The 16,370-nt window shown below is 46.1% G+C and carries 15 protein-coding genes and 2 pseudogenes; 6 read left to right on the top strand and 11 right to left on the bottom strand.

The genetic code is table 11. From position 1 onward, the window contains the following. The first annotated feature begins 343 nt into the window (after positions 1–343). The 5 genes and pseudogenes from A6A26_RS07190 (at position 344) to A6A26_RS07170 (ending at position 4,231) form a co-directional block, all read left to right on the top strand. Positions 344–787, top strand: coding sequence for an STM2901 family protein (locus tag A6A26_RS07190; RefSeq protein WP_063878110.1), 444 nt, complete (start codon positions 344–346; stop codon positions 785–787). A gap of 4 nt (positions 788–791) precedes the next feature. Beyond that, positions 792–1,106, top strand: coding sequence for a DUF1493 family protein (locus tag A6A26_RS07185; RefSeq protein ID WP_063878109.1), 315 nt, complete (start codon positions 792–794; stop codon positions 1,104–1,106). 40 nt (positions 1,107–1,146) lie between these two features. Continuing rightward, the gene (locus A6A26_RS07180) at positions 1,147–1,659 is read left to right on the top strand and encodes a GNAT family N-acetyltransferase (RefSeq protein WP_063878108.1); all 513 of its coding nucleotides are present in this window, start codon (positions 1,147–1,149) and stop codon (positions 1,657–1,659) included. A gap of 204 nt (positions 1,660–1,863) precedes the next feature. After that, a pseudogene (locus A6A26_RS25395) lies at positions 1,864–2,661 on the top strand (integrase core domain-containing protein). A 487-nt stretch (positions 2,662–3,148) separates the two neighbouring features. Next, positions 3,149–4,231 (top strand): colicin-like pore-forming protein, encoded by a 1,083-nt coding sequence (locus A6A26_RS07170; protein ID WP_302051354.1) that lies wholly within the window; start codon positions 3,149–3,151, stop codon positions 4,229–4,231. A 27-nt stretch (positions 4,232–4,258) separates the two neighbouring features. Here the strand turns inward: A6A26_RS07170 and A6A26_RS26155 are convergent, their stop codons facing one another. From A6A26_RS26155 to feoA, 11 genes and pseudogenes are all read right to left on the bottom strand, one after another. Then, positions 4,259–4,558: a colicin E1 immunity protein gene (locus A6A26_RS26155; protein WP_256393041.1), complete on the bottom strand. Its 300-nt coding sequence runs from the start codon at positions 4,556–4,558 to the stop codon at positions 4,259–4,261. A gap of 244 nt (positions 4,559–4,802) precedes the next feature. Continuing rightward, on the bottom strand, positions 4,803–5,051 hold the full coding sequence (locus A6A26_RS07160; RefSeq protein ID WP_063878104.1) for a DUF2442 domain-containing protein: 249 nt from the start codon (positions 5,049–5,051) through the stop codon (positions 4,803–4,805). 418 nt (positions 5,052–5,469) lie between these two features. Further along, a complete protein-coding gene (locus A6A26_RS07155) occupies positions 5,470–5,889 on the bottom strand; it encodes a hypothetical protein (RefSeq protein ID WP_063878103.1) in 420 nt (139 codons plus the stop codon). Between the two features lie 58 nt (positions 5,890–5,947). Then, positions 5,948–6,802, bottom strand: coding sequence for a hypothetical protein (locus A6A26_RS07150; RefSeq protein ID WP_063878102.1), 855 nt, complete (start codon positions 6,800–6,802; stop codon positions 5,948–5,950). 103 nt (positions 6,803–6,905) lie between these two features. Further along, positions 6,906–7,307 (bottom strand): hypothetical protein, encoded by a 402-nt coding sequence (locus A6A26_RS24675; protein WP_074180989.1) that lies wholly within the window; start codon positions 7,305–7,307, stop codon positions 6,906–6,908. A 338-nt stretch (positions 7,308–7,645) separates the two neighbouring features. Further along, positions 7,646–7,779 (bottom strand): annotated as a pseudogene (locus A6A26_RS25390) (transposase); the annotation flags it as partial. 329 nt (positions 7,780–8,108) lie between these two features. Beyond that, positions 8,109–9,104, bottom strand: a complete 996-nt coding sequence (locus tag A6A26_RS07145) for a glycosyltransferase (RefSeq protein ID WP_063878101.1) — start codon at positions 9,102–9,104, stop codon at positions 8,109–8,111. 403 nt (positions 9,105–9,507) lie between these two features. Beyond that, positions 9,508–10,812, bottom strand: coding sequence for an oligosaccharide flippase family protein (locus tag A6A26_RS07140; protein WP_063878100.1), 1,305 nt, complete (start codon positions 10,810–10,812; stop codon positions 9,508–9,510). After that, positions 10,809–11,807 carry a glycosyltransferase family 2 protein gene (locus A6A26_RS07135; protein WP_063878099.1) on the bottom strand — a complete coding sequence of 333 codons (999 nt, stop codon included), beginning with the start codon at positions 11,805–11,807 and terminating at the stop codon, positions 10,809–10,811. The genes A6A26_RS07140 and A6A26_RS07135 overlap by 4 nt, the downstream gene beginning before the upstream one ends. Before the next feature lie 866 nt (positions 11,808–12,673). Then, positions 12,674–14,995 (bottom strand): Fe(2+) transporter permease subunit FeoB, encoded by a 2,322-nt coding sequence (gene feoB / locus A6A26_RS07130; protein WP_063878098.1) that lies wholly within the window; start codon positions 14,993–14,995, stop codon positions 12,674–12,676. Continuing rightward, positions 14,995–15,219 (bottom strand): ferrous iron transporter A, encoded by a 225-nt coding sequence (gene feoA, locus A6A26_RS07125; protein ID WP_063878097.1) that lies wholly within the window; start codon positions 15,217–15,219, stop codon positions 14,995–14,997. The genes feoB and feoA overlap by 1 nt, the downstream gene beginning before the upstream one ends. A 427-nt stretch (positions 15,220–15,646) precedes the next feature. On the opposite strand from feoA, the gene cspA reads away from it, so the two are divergent. Further along, the gene (gene cspA, locus A6A26_RS07120) at positions 15,647–15,859 is read left to right on the top strand and encodes a transcription antiterminator/RNA stability regulator CspE (protein ID WP_014606872.1); all 213 of its coding nucleotides are present in this window, start codon (positions 15,647–15,649) and stop codon (positions 15,857–15,859) included. The last annotated feature ends 511 nt before the right edge of the window (positions 15,860–16,370 follow it).

Genomic DNA, 16,370 nt, shown 5'->3' with positions numbered 1-16,370 from the left:
TGATAGCACTGATGAGCAATGCCCCGATCGCCAGGAGCAACAAGCAGGTTCGGGGTAGGTAAACTCGTACTAAATTCCAGAAATGCATTAATGGGGATCGCTGTAAGAGAGAACGACATAATGAGACATGCATTGTTAGGCATCGTAATGAAAGGAGGCCAACGGCACATGTACGGCTCTCACAGGTAACAGATCAGGGTGAGAATGACGCAACCGCGCACGCCTGGCAGCAGTAAAATCTTGATGAATTTCTGAAAATAAAAGCAGATTTTTTCTGGCGAAAAGCGCGTCGGCTGGGCGATGATTAACTACACAATGCACTTACAGGTGGAGCTGATGTCGCATGGACACGACCGAACAGCTGGGCGGGAAGTATTACTTTGATGGTATGAGTGTGGATAAAGAAGAGTTGCTGATGTGGCTTATTCTTGACGAGTTCACTAAAACCTTCAGCAACATCACGGATCTTCTCGCCGTGGCCTCAATGCTTGCCAGCCTGCCATTTATTCCTGTCTCAGGAAAACTGGGTGCGAAGACGTCCACGACTGGCACCAGCCCTCTCTCAATATCAATGCGCAAACTAATCAGAAAACGATTTGCGAAAAAGCGCAGGACGCTGACTATCGGTAGCATGATACGGGGGAGATGGGCCTACACGACGAGCGTTGGCGCTTACGTTGGTCGCTGGGTACCCTGGGTAGGTGCCGTTATTACTGCCCGTGACATCTACATCATTACGAATAACGTCATACATCGCTACCGACTGATAACGGGTGAAAAGGATTAAGCTCATGGAAACTTCAGTTCAGGTCAGAAACCTGCTTAAAAAATACTTCTGGGAAATGGCAGATGATGTCTCACTGAGTACAGGGAATCAGATGGTGCTGCCTGAAGAGGCCGCTGATTTTATTGAAGAGTACGCAGAGAAGTTTGGCGTCGACATGACCCATTTTGAGTTCAGGAAATACTTTCCTAACGAGGGCATACGCTTCCTGCCTAATGCCATACTGCCTAAATTCATGCGTACCGACCATCATGAACCTGCCGCTCTTACCGTCAGAATGCTGATTGAGTCGGCTGAAGCCGGACGCTGGCTTTTCCCCTAAACGATACGATGACCTATAAAGTTAAGTCTGGGATAAATGAATGACATTAATTCTGCGCGAAGCAAGACATTCTGATGCTTCGATCCTGAACGAGCTGGGTGTCAGAACATACACCCAACATTTTGAGCAGTACTGGACCCACAGAGATGAACTGGATGAATTCCTTAAGCAGGAATATTCGTTACAGGTGATCGAAAGCAGCCTTAACGATCCTTCTGCTGGCTGGTATGTAGTCGAGACTTCGGCTCCGATTGGATTTGTTAAAGTTATATGGCGATGCAATATTCCGGACACACCTATACACGGTACTCTTCTGAAAAAACTCTATCTTTTAGAAGGCACGACCGGGAAAAACTACGGCCAACTTATATTGAATAACGTTGCTGAGATGGCAAAAGAAAGAGGGAGTAATTTTCTGTGGCTCGAAGTACTTAAAGAAAACACCAGAGCGCGTGGTTTTTATGAAAAACAGGGGATGACCTTTATCAGAAATAATTTCTATAACACTGCTACGCAACATGTCACTGTGCATGTTCTCGGCAAAAACCTTTAAATCCCCCTGAACGCCTAAAAAAGGCCTGCAGCAGCGCAGACTCTCCGGGCACATTTCCGTAAGTACACATCTACGTTTAGAGGGACTTCTTAAAGGGCGCCGTCACTACAGCCAGCACGCCACCAACAAGCAGTGACCTGCTCCCCGTAGATTAACACACCGTGATGTTAGTAATGTCTTCATAAGCCACATGAGGACATCCCCATGAAGAAGCGTTTTTCCGACGAACAGATCATCAGTATTCTCCGTGAGGCCGAAGCAGGAGTTTCTGCCTGTGAGCTCTGCCGTAAACACGCCATTTCAGATGCCACGTTTTACACATGGCGTAAGAAGTATGGAGGTGCCTGAGGTTAAGCGCTTTAAGTCACCTGAGGAAGAGAATGCCAGACTCAGGAAGCTGCTTGCCGAAGCCATGCTGGATAATGAGGTACTTCAGGTGGCTCTGGGGCGAAAGTACTGACGACAGACCAGAAGTGAGAAGCCGTGGAAGTCATGTGAGAGGCAACAGGTCAGTCGCAACGTAGATGTACTTGCCAGCGGCCGCCGGATTAAGTGCCTGACCTGCGTGGATGATTTCACGAAGGAGTGTCTGACGATCACCAACGCTTTCGGTATTTCAGGCGTTCAGGTCACGCGTATTCTGGAAAGTATCGCGTTCTTTCGTGGCTATCCGGCAACGATAAGAACCGATCAGGGTCCGGAATTTATATGCCGCGCGCTTGATCAATGGGCTTTTGAGCATGGCTTGCCCGACTTATCCAGCCGGGCAAGCCAACACATAACGGATTTATTGAGAGTTTTAACAGACGCTATCGCGATAAGTGTCTGAATAAAAACTGGTTCAGCGACATTTATCATACCCGGAAAACAATTAATGACTGGCGGCAGGATTATAACGAGTGCCGTCCTCATTCATCGCTGGATTACCAGACTCCAGCTGAATTTGCAGCGGACTGGCGAAACGGGAAATATAAAGTAAAACCAACCGAAATTACTAACTAAAGGTTTTATCTAATCTCGGGGGCAGGTCATCATATAGCGTCATCACACTTCCTCATTTTCAGAACTTTTAGACCTGCCATTCTTACCAGGCTCTTTGAGACCTTATTTTTTCACCTTTCAGGATAATGCGACATCAAAGGTCCGTTTAATACCAGCTTCACATAAGTAAAACGCTTCTGGCAAAAGCAGTCTAATTTTTTATCTAAATGCTTAGCTGAGTATAAAATAAATTTATTATATATATCAATGTAATAAGATAACCCCTTTTTGCCTTCCATACTTCTCCTCCTATTAAAATTAAAACTTTAGCAAAGGATGTTTAGTCATGCATCACTAAACGCGCACGGTTTTACGTCATTAATTTATAAGCGTTTAATACCCTATGTCAGACGACGCTTACGTTATGACAATACTTAATTTTGCAGACTAATTTCCTGCATATTAATTAAGCATTACTGAATTAACTTAACATATGAGGTCAACAAATATGTCTGGATTTAACTATGGTGGTCAAGGGGATGGTACTGGATGGAGTTCAGAAAGCGGCAGCGGCCCTGCACCCGGAGGTGGTAGCAATGGCAACGCTGGAGATCACGACAGCAGCAGTAGCGGCGGCGGCAATTCTTCTGGAGGAGGTATAGTTGCATCAGTTGAAACCTCAAGAGGTGATTCTTTAGCCCGCCAGGCAGGTCTCGACCCCGCTCAATTTGTTATGTATGTGCAAAATGTTGATGGCAATGTTATTGGTTTGACAGCACAACCTGCAGATAACACTCAGGGCGTAAACCTGGGCCCATTACCTGGCAGTACTGGAAGTGGCGGTGGAGATGGTGGCACAAGTGGCAATACTTCTGTGGGAGGTGCTTACCTGGGAGACACGTCGGACTCGCGCATTTCAGAATTGAAAAAAATCATTGCGGATAACGCGGTGTATGCAAACAGTACTCAATACGGCACAAGGATTTATCAGGCACGGCAAAAAACCCGTGAAGCGCAAAAGGAACTAGGAATTATCAACTATACGCGTGAAGACATAGCTAACGCTGTTAAATTCACAACTGACTTTTACCAAGAGTTAACGCAAAAGTTTAGTCAAAATGCCTCTCAACTTGCGCAGGATTTTGCGGAACAGGCTAAGGGAAAAACGTTACGAAATGTGGATGAAGCTTTGGCTGCTTATGAGAGATATAAAGGTTCTCTCGGGGGGCGATACAGTGCCCAAGACAGAGCAGCAATTGCTAATGCCCTTAAGTCGACCCAGTATTCTGCAATGGCGGAGCAGCTTGCTAAATACTCTAAAGGTCTCGGATACTATGGGAAATTTGCAGATTCCTATGACCTTTTACAGGAAGTGATTAAGGCTTTCGAAACTGACCAGTGGCGCCCAGTTTTTGTCAAAATTGAGGCTCTGACAGCGGGCAAAGTCGCTACTGGCCTTGTCGCATTCAGTTTTACATTGATAACTGGAGTGCCGTTGGGCATCGTAAGCTTCGCTTTGCTAATGGCCTTAACCGGCGCAATGGTTAATGATGACCTTATGAACAGTATCAATGCGAAGCTGGGACTCTAGTTAAAAAGTGAAACAGCCTGAGCCAGGTCAGGCTGTTTTTCGTATTATGAAAGGCGACATGAGACTGAGAGGTATTGCAAAGAAGAAACAAAATACCCAATAAATAGCGTAAAGTCCGTTTTTACCTATATCGTCTTTCAACAAACCCTTATGCCAGAAGCTCCTGTTAGTGAATTTCAATGCGATGCACTCCATCGTTTTTTTCGCCACGGGGTAAAGAATGCAACTGATTAGAGCCAGAGCAAACAGAATTTGTAACTTTTCACTTTCTGGGTGTAAAAACCAGTTGCTGCCCACAATAAAAAGACAAAATATTCCAAAAATCATATTTTTACAATAATAAGCAGCCGTCATATACTTCCCCTATGCGTTAGTGCTATTTTTTTATCATAAATTTGAAAAAAGGTTAAATAAGATTAATGTTAAATCTTCGAGGTTGGTAACTATACTGAAGACATGAAAATTACAATTACGGCACCAAATCAGCTTAAGAATCTTCGCTCTGCTTCGTTTTTATCGAACAACTCACAAAAAAGTGCCAGCTAAAGCTTGCACCTGAGTTCATTTAGTTTCAATCAACGTAAATGGGAGCATGTTTAACATCTCTACGACCCGACAGTAAACCATCCACCAAAATGTCTTCATCGAGTGCATCCCAGTGAATACCACGCTTACTCAGCTCGAAGTCGTTTCTCTCGTGTTCTGATGCGTTGAGAAATTTTGGAAAGCAAACCAGTGGCACACCCATATGTCTTCCATCGCTCAGCTCAACCCACATGGTGCTGTCGTCGAACTTTACCGTTTTAACTGAAATAGTCATTCCAGGTTTTCACAAAAAGCGTCTGGGTATCTTTCACCAGCGTTGTTATTTCTCTGAGCGTTCGTAATTTCAGCCATTTAAAGAAAAGAGTCTAATATGTATTTGAACGTGGTCCGGACGCATTACTAAAGATGGACGGGAGAGCATTGTATTTTATTCCCTGCCAGATACATTTAATGCGGCCAGATAGAAACCGATAACTCTTGGATATAAAAGATAAACTGGGGATCAGGATCAGACATTAAAGATATATTGAGAAGATTAAATCTGACAGAAGTGGCGCAGTGCCATAGTGCTAACGATTTAATCCATTCTGACTCAATCACTCACAGAAAAAGAAAGCTATTAACAACGCATCGGCAATAAAAACTTAAAAAAGAGGGGGAGATTAAATCCCCCCACTCCTTAACTGCAAATTTTACAAATACCAATCCGTTACAACGTTGTTTTTATCAAACCATATCGATAAGTAATCACCATGCTGTTCTGTATTACCAGTCAGTTTGCCGGATGCTTTTGTCATTGACTCAGAGGCACCTTGCGCACTCGAAGCCATTCCAACGGCGCTTGAGAGGGCACTCACGCCCGGAATATATCCTAAGACGCTTGACGCAGTACTTAAGTTTCCACCTTTTCTATAACGCCAGCTGACCGAACCATCTGAGGATGAACTTTGATCGTCAGGTACGCCATAAAGCGCCTTGACTTCAGCCTGTGTAGTTTTTTTGGCTATGATATGGGATGAAACATAAGTGCGGCTAAATTTATCCTCTCCACCCGATGTGCTACATCCTGTCAATACGAACATTATTGTGAAAAGAACCATGATGCTTTTCATTTTTTTCTCCATGAGTTGTGAATGACTGACCGCTTTAATGAATCGATAAAAAGGTGAGTTAGCTTTTGTTAAGGTCAAATGTCTTGAGTTTGAATAAACATCCGCTTGCACCGTTTAAAGGCTTCGCGTCTATAGGTATAGAAGTGAGAAAATCACCGGCAGTGCTTACAGAACACCCCTCTGTATTCATTGGAGAATCATCAAAACCCCATTTTAATCCACCTGACCACATACAGACGTCCTGTTTACCATTACTCCAGGCAGTACAGGGAACACCTTTGTATTGCTTTTCTCCCGCTATTTTCCAGCCGACAGACTGGGCATTCTGATGATTTTGAATACGACTGTCGCTGTCGATAGCCTGATACATTCCTTCATCTGCAGCGTCTTTAACTTCGTTTTGGTCTGTGTGTTCTGCGAGTGTAATCATACAGGCATGTTGAGCATCCTCACCTTCAGCGCTCATCGTCCAGTTTACTTCCTTAGCAACCTGACGATGTCCATCAATGAATATCTCTACCTCTCCCTTACCCAGTCGGGCCTCATCTTGTGACGAGAGCGCTTTGAAAGGCATGCCGGAACCCTTGCAGGCATCGAGTTTCACTTGATAATTCTTACGTGCAAGATTTTCACCATTTGGCAACCACTCCCATTCAAGTACCACATGCATTGTAGGGAGCGCCAGGGCACTACTATCTGAATTAGAAGCTTTGTCACTGTTTTCTTCATAATCTTCTTGATTATCTGTGGCAGAAGATATTGCAGCAGACTGGGCATAAGCACTACCGCCAGAAAAAAAACAAAAATTAAAAGCGATTAGCGCTGAAAGGAAGACCGTTATGCTTTTGTTGGAAACAGTTTTCGGTGACTTTTTTATAAAGCATAATTGAATGTTTTTTATGTTTTTTTTCATTTTAACCTTCAAGTATTTTTACCATAAAACTTCAATGAAAGTTAATATCAACTAAATCTGGCATGACAAATTTATTTGATATCAATTTTATTATCAGGTAGCTTTAAAGCGTTGATCTTGTCACCGATGTGTTTGGAATCAACTCCGCACCTTCAGGTTTTTTCGGACAATAGCCAGAAGAACACCATCTGGTTATTAGGCCATTTTCAAAAAGAAAACGCTGAACGCAGGTTGCATATTCAGGAATATAATTCCATGTGGTTGAGTCGCTGCCATTTAATAGCCACCTGTACAGGTAAGCCAGTATGCTGCTACCGTTACTCAGGGTTCCGCTGTTTTGTGGTGGCCCCCATGACATAACAAGGTCATCTGCCGATGCCCCTACCCATGATGCAGCGATATCCGAACTTATCTGGTATCGTTGATTCATAATTAAATTACCAAGGGGTGATCCTGCACATCCACTTAGAGATTTTATGGTTAACAACACAGAAAGTCTTTTCATTTCCCTCTCCAGACAGAAGTGAAAGCGATCACGTGTGTAAATTTAAAACCTTATCGAATGTTGCTAAATTGTAACCTTTTTATGCTTTTTTTAGGGTTAATGCAAGCGGAAAACTTACAAAAAATTACATAGCCTGCTATTAATTTTCATCTGAATGATTGCCAGTGCAGGCACTTCTTTGTTTTTTTTGATATTTTTTCATTGAATAATAATTAAAGGGATTGTTTTATACTTCCGAAATTCATTCCAACCTGTCAAACACTCTCTTCATGCATTAAATTTAGAATTATTAATTTAAATTCTGACTGCTCATTATTAGCGGAAGAATCCTGACCTTACCTCTTTATCCAGGCGTAAAGACTGTGGGTCATGATATCGAGACGTGATGCCACACGGAAACAGAATGGCCGCGATCAACAGCCTGTTTCACGGCTTCAATTTTAAACGCTTCTGGATAACAATTACCGCTCATGGGCACCTCTCTTTAAGTCATTTAAAATGATCCAGAGGTGTCTGTTAAAACCGTAGCGATTCATTTCAACCGGACGTTACGAACTGCAAGACAGTTTTTTATATCGGTCAAGAACACTGTCTGGCCCCGTGAAAATCACAGAGCGCTGGCTGACAGCATTCAACAGCTAGCGGTCTTATGCATGTCCTGACAAAACTGACGCCGGAAAACAGCGCCCGATGTCTGGAGAGCCGGAGAGCTCAAAAGTGACGAAAAAATTAAAGGACAATGTGCTCCGTCCTCCACCAGGAGGCCGGACATGTAATAATAAAAAGGCTACAGTCTAAATCTTAAAAAAAACGCAATCTGAAAAGCATATACAGCACCAGATAGGCCGCTCTGGCATTCACGTTCATCACATGATATTTCACTTTCTCGCTCCTGTTTAACAGCCCCAGGACATTCTCAGGATAACGCTTCTCTTTGATACGCTTGATGCTATTACGAACCTCATTAATATTCAGCGTGGTGTAGTACATTGCGGTTACGATTTGCATATCCAGCGTCAGCTTGCGTTTGGTTACTCCTGTAGAAAAACGGGTCATATCGCCGTTTTTATACTTCACCAGCAGCCTTTCATAGAGGTCGGTAAGGTAGCGTTTACGATCCAGCAGCTCCTCATAAAGTACGCGTTTCTTTGAAAGCGAGTTCTCTACATCATCATAGTGATAGGAGGCACTGTCAAAAACAAACAGGTTATCGATATAGTAGAAATAGTTAAGATTAAACAGGAGATCTTCACTCATCGAAATGCCTTTCGTGAAGCGAATACCACAATCATCGATAATTTTTCTTCTGTAACACTTGTTATGAAGATAACCAATATTATCACTCAACTCGATTTCACCCAGAACGTCGGGAATACCCTGCTGATCAAAATAGCCGTAGGTCGACAGATCGCCCACGCGATCGCACTTGAGGTTCCCTACCATCAAATCAAGAGGTTGTGGAATGCCGGAGGAAAGATGCTGATGAAATATGGCAAGAAAATCATCGTCAACCCAGTCATCGGCATCAATAAAAATGACATAGTCGCCCGATGCCGCTTCCAGTCCGCTATTACGCGCGACGCTGACGCCTGCATTATTCTGCGTGATTACTTTAAAATTATTGTACTGTTTGAACTCATCAAGGATCGCAGCGCAGTTATCTTTACTGCCATCATTAACTGCAATAATTTCATAATTTTTAAATGTCTGAAGGAAAAGGCTCTGCAGGGTACGCATAATCGTCTTCTCGGCATTATAAACCGGTATTATTATACTGAATAAATATTTATCATTCATTTCAAAACCTCGTAACCAGCATACATCATCGCATTATCAGGCAGAGGAAAATCGGCGTTATAAAGTCGCCTTCATTCCTTTTCACCCCGGAGAAAATGAGCTTTTTAATTATTTATAAATCCACGATCACAGTATAAAAGCGCTAAATTAAACTGACTGTAAACAGGTATAATTCCGGCAACGAAGATCAGTCATTATCCTTAATTAAATACTGTAGATAAAATAATGAATGAAATAATAAAGGCATGCGTCCGCCTCCCGCAGGTTTGCAGGATTATAAAAAATAATATTTATCTGAAGCCTACAGATAATCGACGGGGAAAGTAAATCTCAATGAATATATTTCAATATGATGAAAGGTATTATTTCTCAAAAATAATAATACCTTTCATAAAAACTTAACTTACCGGCCAGAAAACAGGGTGCGGTTAATCAGAAACCATAATTTCCCCGGCTGGATGAAGATTTTATGAATCTTCATCATTGGCTGACCGCGGAAAAAGTAATTAAGGACGGTAAAAGCCATAAACTCCGTGACCACCACGCTTATTGCCCCGCCAGTGATGCCGAACATGGGCACCAACGTCACCGTCGTCACCAGGCAAACCGCCAATACGCAGAACGTTTTTTTGATCAGATAACGGTAGCCGTTGTATTTGATGATAAAGCGATCCATCACGCTGCTTAACACACCAAACATGGCACCGATACTCAACAACACCATCGGGGCTATCGCTTCGGTGTAAGCGGCACCGTAGAAATGCTCAATAAACCAGGGCCCCACCAGTGCGATGCCAAGGATAACTCCTACGGATACGGCAATGACCAGTAACTGCAGTTTCTGGGCGCGTATCACAGCCACCTCAGGATCGCGCTCGGCAAACAGGGCCGGATAGAAAGACGCCAACAGCGCATTGGGTAAAAATACCCAGGCAACCGACAGCGTCATCGCCACCGAAAAAATGCCCGCCTCTTTGAGGCCTAAAAACCATGACACGCTGAGCTGGTTGAGTCGGGTATAGATGGTAATCGCAATCACCGACAGCACCAGTGACCGTCCGGCCTGAAGAATATAGCGGCTGTAACGCCGGATATGGCTCAGCTTAGGAAGCGGCGGCCGCACCTGAGATCGTCGGTGATACCAGCCAAACACGCAGATCTTAATCAGGAAAGGAATAAAGGTGGCCAGCACAATGGGAATCGCCAGCAACTCTGGGGCTAGCTGGTAATAAGAAATCCCATAGCGAATGCCTAAACTGATGAGCAGCCCGGTCAGGTTAGCGATCACGTTCAGCTTCGCATTTAAAACCGCCTCGTTATAGATGTTAATCAGGTCGATAGCTGAAAACAGGCAGGCTAAGGCAGCAGCACAGATAAAGATAAAGGCCTGCGCATTCATCTCCTCGCGCATCACGATGATGCCTATCGCCGACAGCACACAGTAAATGGCAAAGACTAATATGACTGCAGGCACCATAAGCCGGATGCCCGAGCGGTGATTCTGGGCGATACGCTTCAGCAGAATCACATCGCAGCCCATCATGGCAACCGACTGGATAAACTGAAAGATCAGCATTGAAATCGCGATGACGCCAAAGGTGACAGGCCCCACGTATTTCGCCACGAAGGACGTGACGAACATCAGCCCAAAGACGGCAACCAGTTTCTCAATGATCATCCACAACGAGTTTTGCAGCTTCTGTTTCACGACCGGCCCCTCAACACATTCTGTGCGACGTGGCGCAACCCGGATACCAGCCGCGGCGACAGAAAGAAGAAGGTGAAATACAGGCTCCATGCATTTGGAATGATGCCGGCAGCGCAATAAGCACGATAGTTCTGACGATAGAGATCGATGTACTGCTTGACAAACGCAGCGCTGAACTCCTCACTGTGCAACGCCTTGTAGATATGCGAAGCGGTCACTTTGAGGAATAAAAAGTAGTAAAGGCGTTCCTGTGGGGGCAGCAGCAACATTTTTATCCCGGCAAAAGCACGTACATAGGTAAAGTGTTTTTCTTTAAGCTCGGAACGTGTGGCGGAATTTCTGGACTCGACATAGTGGTAAACCACACGGCGACTAAACACCACCTGCCCGGGGTTCGCGGCGGACAGATAGCCGATCACAAACAGCAGGTCTTCAAAGTTAAAGATATCTTCACGAAAGTGCAATTGCTGCTGTTGCACGATTTCCCGGCGGAAAAATTTGTCACAGATGCCGTGCTTCGGCGTGTGATACAACAGTTCACTTATCGCCTTATCGGCAGACATACTGCGCTGAGAATCGGCTTCTGTTACCTCAGAAAGCGGCTTTCCGTCATGAGAAAAGGTACGTGATTCGCCTACGGCCAGAACCACATCATCCTTCATAAGCGTAAGCCAGGTATCAAGAACCGCAGGAGGCAGGAAGTCGTCAGCGTCAACAAAAGAAATGAATGTACCGCGTGCGGCGTCCAGTCCGCAGTTACGCGCCGAAGAAACACCGCCATTGGGCTTATTGATAATCAAAACCCCAGGATAATTCTGGTATTTATTCATCAGCTCAAGTGAATTATCGCTGGACCCATCATTCACCAGAATCACCTGGCAGCGCTCAGCCTGAGGCTGCTTAAGAATACTCTCAACACAACGTTCAATAAATGCCGCACCGTTATAAACAGGCACAATAAATGACACTAAAGGGACTTGTTTATCGTTATTCATATAACCTCTGGTGTGACATATTTATTAAAGTGAAATACAAAAGAGAGTGCCAGTTAGTCCCAAAAATTTTTATTTGTACAAATTTTTCGCTACTCTAAATCAGTCGTATGTATGCACATCGTCAATTTTTGTATCAAAATGTTTACCCTGTTTTATCGCGAGTAAAAATTAAATAAAAACAATGAATTAATCGATAAACTAAGAGTATTCTGTAATTTGCATTGCCGCTAAAATGGCCTTTAAAAATAAACAGAAAACAGGGGGAATACTCTACTCAGATGCGGATCGCTTTAGCAATAAGCAGGCTCTGCAAACAGCGTGGAAACGCGAACGCCAGGCAGTATTTATCATCATCACAAGGCGGGAATGCCGCAGTGCAGGCCCATTAATAAGAATATCCTTATAATAAGGATTTCATGGCTGCAAAATACCTTTACCTAAAAACACGCAAAGTCTACTAAAAAGAAATATATAAACCAGAAGAAGCCATTGTGTTTAATTTACGTTTAAGTTTATTGCGTCGAAGTTTATGGATATCTTTCCGTGTTAACGATTCCTGATATTGATATAAGGAATACGCTTTCCTGCATAAGCCGCGCAATGATGAAAGCATTTTTCTTGCCACGCGCATCTGGCTCAGTGCCCTGTGTGCCCAAAACCACGCCAGGGAACAATGCGGATTTTACCTCTATGGTGAATACGGGCAGATTGCCGACCCAACCTGGCTTTGCTGGCCGGTAAGCGCGCTCGGCGTGTTTTTAGTTCACAGCGATATTCACCCGGCGTTTGCCCGCGCGCATCGCCTCGCGTCATCCTGTCACAGCGATGCGGGTTCAGGGCATCCGGCGGTATCAAATATAAAGAATCTAGCGGCGATGCCGTTGCCCGGTGCATGTGTGGCAGCCGCCACATCCCCGCGCCGTTGTCGTGCCAGTAAAAGGCACCGTCTTTACGCGCCCACTAAACCGTCGCAGCAGAACAAACACCACGCTGTTCACCATCACCACGCTGATAAGACAGAGCGAACTCAACCCCGGATGATGGTGGAAACTGACGCTCTGATAAAACAACGTGGCAACGGAATACGCCACGTTTAAGCCCCAGAAAAACGAAAAGAGCATCCAGTTTCTTCCTGCCTCGCGAGCAATCGCACCCATAACCGACACGCAAGGGACATAGAGCAGCACAAAGATGAGGTAGCTGTAAGCGGCAAAGCCATTGCCAAACTTCGCACTCATCACGCCCATCTGGCTGGCGCTGATCTCGCTGTCTCCTTTGCTGGCTTCAATGGGGTTTGCCAGCGCGGTGAGGCTAAATGCCGCTTTCAGGCTGTCGCCGGTTGCGGTCAGCGCATCACCCAGTTCGCCCAGCAGATCAAAGTGCTGCGGGTCGAAGTCACCGCTTTGCACATCTTCACCGACATAGAGACTGTTCAGGGTTCCGACCACCACTTCCTTTGCCATAATGCCGGTGACCAGCCCCACGGTAGCCTGCCAGTTGTCTGGGGTGACACCGATTGGCCGCAGCGCAGGCGTCACGATCTTGCTGGCAGAAGCCAACGCAGACGCGTTGATATTGTCCACCGTCGAGCCGTTAAACGAAAAGCTGCTCAGCAGTCCGATAACCATGCTGACCAGAATAATGACCCGCCCGGCCCGTATGATAAACATTTTCAGCCGCTGCCAGGTCTGGATCAGCAGGCTTTTCAGATGGGGCCGGTGGTAGACGGGCAGCTCCATAATAAACGGAGAAGCCTCGCCGCGTAGCAGCGTGTTTTTCAGGATGAGCCCGGTGACAATGGCGACAACAATGCCCAGTACATACAGGGAAAAGACCAGGCTGGCGCTGTAAGCCCCAAAGAACGTCGCCGCGAACACGGCGAAAATCGCCAGGCGAGCGCCGCAGGACATAAAGGGCGCAATCAGCACGGTGAGTAAGCGCTCACGGGGTGTATCCAGGGTACGGGCGCCCATCACAGAGGGGACATTGCAGCCAAAGCCGACGATTAAGGGAACAAAGGATTTACCGGGTAAGCCCAGCGACTGCATCAGGCGATCGATAACAAACGCCGCACGCGCCATATAACCGGAGTCCTCCAGAAAAGACAGGAACAGATACATCAGCCCTATCTGAGGCAGAATCGGCAGCACCGTATTGATGCCAGCACCGATTCCCTGCGCCAGAAACACGGTCAGCCAGTCGGGAAAATGAAAGGTATAGCCGAGCCATTGCGTTCCATGGATAAACAGCGCCACCGAGCCGCCGTCAAATATCGGTTGTAGTGCGGCACCGATATTAATCGACAGTACGAACATCAGGTACATCACGCCCAGGAAAACCGGCACACCTGACCATCGGTTGAGCACGATGTTGTCCAGCCTTTCGGTCAGCGCGCCTGGCATTGACTGCTGAATATTACTGACGGTGGCACAGAGGGCGCTGATAGCCTGATAACGGCAGTCGGCGATGACCATTGCCGGATCACCACCGGCTTCCTGGGCAATCTCGGCCAAATGTGGCACGACTGCGGGACAAACCTGGCGGCTGTTGATATCACCTTCCAGCAGCTGTAACGCCAGCCAGCGCTGTTTTTGCACATGGATATCATCAGGCATCATGGCGCGCAGGCGTAAAATCGCTGCCTCAATAGCGGGCGGATAAACCACCGGCAGTGGCGCTATCGCTTTGTGCCAGTCATCAATGGCGGCCTTGAGATGAGCGAGTCCTTCGGCACGCGTGGACGTCAGCGTAACGACCGGGCAGCCCAGCCGGGCTGAGAGCGCGGCGACATCGATGTGGATGTGCCGGCTGGCCGCAATATCCTGCATATTCAGCGCCACAATGCAGGGAACACCCAGCTCCAGCAGTTGAAACGTCAGGAAAAGATGGCTCTCCAGGTTCGAGCTGTCGACCACATTCACAATCAGGTCGGCACGATCGTCGAACAGGTAGCGACAGGCAATGCTCTCATCAATAGAGCCATCCGCCGACAGCGTGGTGAGCGAACGGGTGCCGGGCAGATCAACCAGCCGCACATCCGCCGTTGCCGTAAAAAACTGCCCTTCTTTACGTTCGACAGTGACGCCAGCCCAGTTCCCTACTCGCTGACGCGCGCCGGTAAGCTGGTTAAACAAGGTGGTTTTGCCCGTATTGGGATTACCAATCAGGCCAAGGGTCAAGGTTTTCATCAGTCTATTTCTTCAAGCATCACGGCAGCCAGATCCCGCTGCCTTACCGCAAGGTTGACGCGGCGCGTACGGATTTGCACCGGATCGCCCAACGGCGCTACGCGAACCACCTCAATCAACGTGCCGGGCAGCATTCCCATGGTTAGCAGCTTTTGCCGCCAGGCGGGATGAATGGAATGTTGGTATCCCCCAATACGATAGGTCGTGCGTGGTTTTATTTGCATAGCCTTATTCGATCCAGTAACAACAGAACGCAAATTATACAAATGATAACTATTCTTGTTTCTTGATCTGGATGGGGAGAAACGCAAGGAAACGGAGAAAGGGTTGTGACGACTTACCGCAAGGCAAAAACCCCTGACCGGCCGCCGCCGGGATAAACAGCTGTCCGGGGTTTCGAACCGGCTGTCTGGCCTTTATGACTTAAATAAAATTAAACCTTGCTTAATAAGTTCAACCTCTATAGTGTAGCGACATCGGTTTGGAACACAGACCTTATGAAAGCAGTTTTAGTAAAGCAGTCCTCAGTTCAAGCGTCATTCCCAGATGCCCTTCTTCATGAGCCTCCTCCTAAGTGCCCAATAAGTAAAATCTGCAAAACAGGCCATCTTCGTCACCTTGTGTGGCTCAAAAATGAAAAGGACACCTCTTATGTCGACTAAAATGACTGGTTTAGTAAAATGGTTTAACGCTGATAAAGGCTTCGGCTTTATTTCTCCTCAGGACGGAAGCAAAGATGTATTCGTACATTTCTCTGCTATCCAGAGCAGCGATTTTAAAACTTTAGATGAAGGCCAGAAAGTGGAGTTCTCAATCGAGAACGGCCCTAAAGGTCCTTCAGCTGGCAATGTTGTTGCACTGTAACAACTGACGCCCTCACGACTGCTTACGATAGCGATGATGGCAACAGCCTGAGCAGTTAAGTCGTTGTGAAAAAAACCCGCCTTGTGCGGGTTTTTTAATGCCTGTCATAAACTGCATTCGCCCGCGCGGCAGCCTTGCAGAATATTTTTCGCCCTCCACTGCGCCATAAAGTCTGACATCCGCTAACCTCTGCATCGCTTGCACGGATAACGCCAGTGAGAGAAAAGCGCTGGCCATCACGTTTTCATTCTTATTATTTCAAAGCGTTATTATATTCGCATTAAAATAAATGCCTCTGTTGTGCGAAATAACGACGCATGGGCACAATCTGCAGACCTTTTTATTATTTTCAGATCACAATAATGTATCTGATGGTACATTTTAGCCGCGCTGCCTTTTATCATTGAGGCGATGTCCCCCAGGGGCTCGCGAACAGCTTCTCTCTTCAGAAAAGCCGCTTTTATTTCTTAGTTACTGTCATAGATCACATTATTTACCGCGTCACTATTAA

The organism is Pantoea sp. OXWO6B1 (assembly GCF_001641135.1).
Lineage (GTDB): Bacteria > Pseudomonadota > Gammaproteobacteria > Enterobacterales > Enterobacteriaceae > Pantoea > Pantoea allii.
Note: the sequence above shows the minus strand (reverse complement) of the source record. Positions and strands in the feature narration are given on the sequence as shown.